At 52.2% G+C, this 5,000-nt stretch carries 3 protein-coding genes, 7 tRNA genes and 2 rRNA genes (1 of these 12 running past the window's edge); 9 read left to right on the plus strand and 3 right to left on the minus strand.

Annotation, left to right across the window (positions count from 1 at the left end):
* Positions 1-26: 26 nt before the first annotated feature.
* The 3 genes from CBW65_RS09375 to CBW65_RS09385 all read left to right on the plus strand — a co-directional run bounded on the left by CBW65_RS09375 (position 27) and on the right by CBW65_RS09385 (position 268).
* Positions 27-102, plus strand: a tRNA-Trp gene (locus CBW65_RS09375).
* Positions 103-108: 6 nt separating this feature from the next.
* Positions 109-184: transfer RNA gene (locus CBW65_RS09380), tRNA-His, on the plus strand.
* Between the two features lie 7 nt (positions 185-191).
* Positions 192-268 (plus strand) — tRNA-Pro (locus CBW65_RS09385).
* Positions 269-390: 122 nt separating this feature from the next.
* On the opposite strand, the gene CBW65_RS09390 is transcribed toward CBW65_RS09385, so the two are convergent.
* From CBW65_RS09390 to CBW65_RS25060, 3 genes are all read right to left on the minus strand, one after another.
* Positions 391-801, minus strand: coding sequence for a hypothetical protein (locus CBW65_RS09390; protein WP_198299865.1), 411 nt, complete (start codon positions 799-801; stop codon positions 391-393).
* A gap of 76 nt (positions 802-877) precedes the next feature.
* A complete protein-coding gene (locus tag CBW65_RS25055; RefSeq protein WP_087456596.1) occupies positions 878-1,375 on the minus strand; it encodes a ParA family protein in 498 nt (165 codons plus the stop codon).
* On the minus strand, positions 1,366-1,626 hold the full coding sequence (locus CBW65_RS25060; RefSeq protein ID WP_087456597.1) for a ParA family protein: 261 nt from the start codon (positions 1,624-1,626) through the stop codon (positions 1,366-1,368). Before CBW65_RS25060 ends, CBW65_RS25055 begins: the two co-directional genes overlap by 10 nt.
* A gap of 242 nt (positions 1,627-1,868) precedes the next feature.
* On the opposite strand from CBW65_RS25060, the gene CBW65_RS09405 reads away from it, so the two are divergent.
* The 6 genes from CBW65_RS09405 to CBW65_RS09430 form a co-directional block, all read left to right on the plus strand.
* Positions 1,869-1,944: transfer RNA gene (locus CBW65_RS09405), tRNA-Lys, on the plus strand.
* Between the two features lie 23 nt (positions 1,945-1,967).
* Positions 1,968-2,044, plus strand: a tRNA-Arg gene (locus tag CBW65_RS09410).
* A gap of 9 nt (positions 2,045-2,053) precedes the next feature.
* A tRNA-Pro gene (locus CBW65_RS09415) sits at positions 2,054-2,130 on the plus strand.
* A gap of 242 nt (positions 2,131-2,372) precedes the next feature.
* A tRNA-Leu gene (locus CBW65_RS09420) sits at positions 2,373-2,456 on the plus strand.
* A gap of 207 nt (positions 2,457-2,663) precedes the next feature.
* Positions 2,664-4,210 (plus strand): 16S ribosomal RNA (locus CBW65_RS09425).
* A gap of 159 nt (positions 4,211-4,369) precedes the next feature.
* Positions 4,370-5,000: ribosomal RNA gene (locus tag CBW65_RS09430) — 23S ribosomal RNA — on the plus strand (it continues 2,298 nt past the right edge of the window).
* Together the 16S and 23S rRNA genes with 4 tRNA genes alongside form the textbook arrangement of a ribosomal RNA operon.

Below are 5,000 nucleotides of genomic sequence, written 5' to 3' on the forward strand. Positions count from 1 at the left end.
TGAGCGAAAACAAAATAGGTTCACACAGGGGTATAGTTCAGTTGGTAGAACGTCGGTCTCCAAAACCGGATGTCGTGGGTTCAAGTCCTACTGCCCCTGCCAAAGATGGCGGTCGTGGCGAAGTGGTTAACGCACCAGATTGTGGCTCTGGCATTCGGGGGTTCGATTCCCCTCGATCGCCCCATCTTTATCGGAATGTAGCGCAGCTTGGTAGCGCGCACGCTTCGGGAGCGTGAGGTCCAGGGTTCGAATCCCTGCATTCCGACCACACAAATGATTAAGCGCGGTCAGGTTCTTTTTATAAGAGCCTGGCCGCGCTTTTTTTGTCAGGATTTTTTGAGTTCCTCCAGCTTGTAAAGAAGATTGCTGTTTCTGGAAAAGAGGCGGTTTTCAACCCGACGCAAAGCCGAAAGAGGAGAGCAGGCCAGAGAGTTCTTCTCGTGTTGCAAAGTGCACGCCAAATGGCAGAGACAGTAAAGAGCGAATTTTTTCAAAAGTGGGGTGGCTTGTGGTTTTGGGGAGTGGTTCGTGTCCTTGCCTGTTCAGGAAGCGGTGGAAAAGGCCGGCCCATTGCTTTCGAAGGATGTTGACTATATCTTGTGAGCTTTCGAACGGAAAGATGGCGTTGTTTTTCGGCAGATCGTACAGTTCGGACAAAAAGTCGTACACTCGGGGATCATCTGCAAAGCACATGACGAAATGCGGGTTGCCTTTGTTTACTTTGTATGTCTCGTATTCCGTTTGCACGGCTTTGGAAATGAAGATATAGACTTGTTTTCCTTGGCTCAGTGCGCGGCGCAACTCGGCCTGCGAGACTGAGTAAGGCGATTGCAGGGATGACGAACCTAAACGGCCGCTGATGATGGAGATAAAAAGGTCACACAGGTCGACCTCTTCGTAACAAGATTCGGGTTCTTTTCGGCATTCCTTTATGTTCGTGCACCATATTAAAGACGACGCCTGCCAATTGAGCAGGGGTGTATGGGTACGGCTGGTTTTCATAGGCGCAAAGGCTGTTGAGGTCGTCGACGATCTTACGGATGCCGGAGAGTCCGATCGTGGACAAGTGGTTAGGTTTGGTGGGGACGATATAGTAATCGCTTGCAAAAATGGCGTTTTGCGTGACGAGGTGTAAACTGGCCGGGCAATCAATAAAGATGGAGTCATAGCTGTCGGCAACTTGATAGAGAAAATTCTTGAGGATCGCGACTTTCTCAAGCTCCAGGTGGCTGTGTTCTTCAAAACTATCTTGAGCGTCGCTTTTGTGGGCGGACAATTTCATGTCGTACTTGGTGAGATCGGAGTGTGCAAGAATCAGATCCGCGTGGTTGAAGACATGGTCTTTTGAGGATGTGATGATCTTCTTTAGGATGATGTCTTGAGGGGAGACAGGCTGTTGTTTGAAAAAGCTTTCAAAACGGTGTGGATTGCAGGGGTGCCTTGGCGGGTCATGATCAGGTGGTTAGCCGCCCCGACCGACAGATAGGAGAGGTTGCATTGAGGGTCGAGATCAACCAGCAATGTCCGTTTTCTTCGATAGGTCAGCCCGGTTCCGAGGTGATGTGCAAGCGTCGTTTTGCCGACGCCGCCCTTCCAATTGATAATGCTGGTGATGATCGCTGACATGGAGAGGCCCTCGCTTTCGTATGCCAATATGCTTTTAGATAGGTATTCGGGTGAGTGGGACAAATATATCTGCTTGTCTGAGCGTGGGCGAAAGAGAGAGGATATTGGCGAACGAAGGGGATGATTGTCACATAGAGCGCAAAATGCTGGAGTTCGTTTCAGTTTGTTGCAAAGTTAGTATTGAGCGATTGCGCACCGCATGATAAGATAAGTCCTGTCGCCGCGAGAGCAGCGCAAGAGATGAGCCATTAGCTCAGTTGGTAGAGCAACTGACTTTTAATCAGTGGGTCGAAGGTTCGAGTCCTTCATGGCTCACCACTGTTTTTCTTTCAACTTTATACGTGCCCTTAGCTCAGCTGGATAGAGCGTTTGACTACGAATCAAAAGGCCAGGAGTTCGAATCTCTTAGGGCACGCCATTTTCATAACGGAATGTAGCGCAGCTTGGTAGCGCGCACGCTTCGGGAGCGTGAGGTCCAGGGTTCGAATCCCTGCATTCCGACCATAACTGATCAAGCGCGGTCAGGTTCTTGTAAAAGAACCTGGCCGCGCTTTTTTTGTTTCGAGGCAGAGTGATATTGCGGAGAACTATGTAAGATGGAGCACGTAGGAGATGGAACGAAGTTAGCAGGTTTCTTGCTAGAGTTTGTGCAGGTTTGTTCGGGAAACCTGATTGTACTTGTCTGTGTGGCGTGATAAGATAAGTCCTGTCGCCGCGAGAAGTGCGGTGCGAAATTGAAAAAAGATGCGGTCGTGGTGGAATGGCAGACACGCACGCTTGAGGGGCGTGTGGGGCAACCCGTGGAAGTTCGAGTCTTCTCGACCGCACCATTGTTTCAAAAACTTCCTGTTGACTTTAAGTTGGCAGATGTGGTAGTCTAGTAAACGTCGCCGCTGAGCGATATGCGATGGAAGCCCAACTAAGAACGCGACGTCCTGTCGCAACGTTGGACAATGTACATCGTGTACTTGATCCTTGAAAACTAAACGAGTGTTACAGAGAGATGACGCGAGTCAGAGATACAAACTTTTTCAACTTTTATTGAGAGTTTGATCCTGGCTCAGGACGAACGCTGGCGGCGTGCCTAATACATGCAAGTCGAGCGGACTGATTCGGAGCTTGCTCCGAAGATGTTAGCGGCGGACGGGTGAGTAACACGTGGGCAACCTGCCCGACAGACCGGGATAACGCTTGGAAACGAGTGCTAATACCGGATAGGCTTTTCCTTCGCATGAAGGAGAAGAGAAAGAAGCTTTCGCTTCACTGTCGGATGGGCCCGCGGCGCATTAGCTAGTTGGTGAGGTAACGGCTCACCAAGGCGACGATGCGTAGCCGACCTGAGAGGGTGACCGGCCACACTGGGACTGAGACACGGCCCAGACTCCTACGGGAGGCAGCAGTAGGGAATCTTCCACAATGGGCGCAAGCCTGATGGAGCAACGCCGCGTGAATGATGAAGGCCTTCGGGTTGTAAAATTCTGTCTTCTGTGAAGAACAAGTGTGAGAAGAGAATGCTCACACCCTGACGGTAACAGAGGAGGAAGCCCCGGCTAACTACGTGCCAGCAGCCGCGGTAATACGTAGGGGGCAAGCGTTGTCCGGAATCACTGGGCGTAAAGCGCGCGCAGGCGGCCATTTGCGTCCGGGGTGAAAGCCCAAGGCTCAACCTTGGGATTGCCTTGGATACGGGATGGCTTGAGGATCGGAGAGGCAAGGGGAATTCCACGTGTAGCGGTGAAATGCGTAGAGATGTGGAGGAACACCTGTGGCGAAGGCGCCTTGCTGGCCGATTTCTGACGCTGAGGCGCGAAAGCGTGGGGAGCAAACAGGATTAGATACCCTGGTAGTCCACGCCGTAAACGATGAGTGCTAGGTGTTGGGGGGTACCACCCTCAGTGCCGAAGCTAACGCATTAAGCACTCCGCCTGGGGAGTACGGTCGCAAGACTGAAACTCAAAGGAATTGACGGGGGCCCGCACAAGCAGTGGAGCATGTGGTTTAATTCGAAGCAACGCGAAGAACCTTACCAAGACTTGACATCCCGCTGACCGGTTTAGAGATAGACCTTCCCTTCGGGGCAGCGGTGACAGGTGGTGCATGGTTGTCGTCAGCTCGTGTCGTGAGATGTTGGGTTAAGTCCCGCAACGAGCGCAACCCCTAAATTGTGTTGCCATCATTCAGTTGGGCACTCACAATTGACTGCCGGTGACAAACCGGAGGAAGGCGGGGATGACGTCAAATCATCATGCCCCTTATGTCTTGGGCTACACACGTGCTACAATGGGCGGTACAAAGGGTTGCGATGCCGCGAGGCGGAGCCAATCCCAAAAAGCCGCTCACAGTTCGGATTGCAGGCTGCAACTCGCCTGCATGAAGCTGGAATTGCTAGTAATCGCGGATCAGCATGCCGCGGTGAATTCGTTCCCGGGCCTTGTACACACCGCCCGTCACACCATGGGAGTTGGCAACACCCGAAGCCGGTGAGGTAACCGCAAGGAGCCAGCCGTCTAAGGTGGGGTCGATGACTGGGGTGAAGTCGTAACAAGGTAGCCGTATCGGAAGGTGCGGCTGGATCACCTCCTTTCTAAGGATTTAAGATTTTTCTATAAGACTTGCGTCAATCTCTGACAACAACTCGTTTAGTTTTGGGGGATCAAACCCTCAAGGTGTTCCTTGAAAACTGGATAGCGAAATAGTGAGTCAAGACATGTTTGAAATGCAGTACTTTCGAAGCATTAACTTAGGTTAAGCTACGAAGGGCGCACGGAGGATGCCTTGGCGCCAAGAGCCGATGAAGGACGGGGCAAACACCGAAATGCCTCGGGGAGCCGTAAGCAGGCGTTGATCCGGGGGTATCCGAATGGGGCAACCCGGCACTCGTAATGGAGTGTCACTCAGCACTGAATCCATAGGTGTTGAGAGGTAGACCAGGGGAACTGAAACATCTAAGTACCCTGAGGAAGAGAAAACAATAGTGATTCTCCTAGTAGCGGCGAGCGAACGGGGAAGAGCCCAAACCGCGTGGCTTCGGCCATGCGGGGTTGCGGGGCGTCTCACATGGAGTTACAAATCTGTTGGGTAGGCGAACAGTCTGGAAAGGCTGACCGAAGAGAGTGAAAGTCTCGTACCCCAAACTTAACAGACTCCGAGACGATACCCCAAGTACCGCGGGACACGAGAAATCCCGTGGGAATCAGGGAGGACCACCTCCCAAGGCTAAATACTACTTGGCGACCGATAGTGAACCAGTACCGTGAGGGAAAGGTGAAAAGCACCGCGGGAGCGGAGTGAAAAAGAACCTGAAACCGTGTGCCTACAATCAGTCGGAGGGCGTTAATGCCTGACGGCGTGCCTTTTGTAGAATGAACCGGCGA

It is taken from the genome of Tumebacillus avium, from assembly GCF_002162355.1.
Taxonomy (GTDB): domain Bacteria; phylum Bacillota; class Bacilli; order Tumebacillales; family Tumebacillaceae; genus Tumebacillus_A; species Tumebacillus_A avium.

What these genes read in the sequence shown, in the direction of transcription:
- CBW65_RS25060 (WP_087456597.1), bottom strand. Translation starts at nt 1,626, where the DNA reads ATGTCAGCGATCATCACCAGCATTATCAATTGGAAGGGCGGCGTCGGC.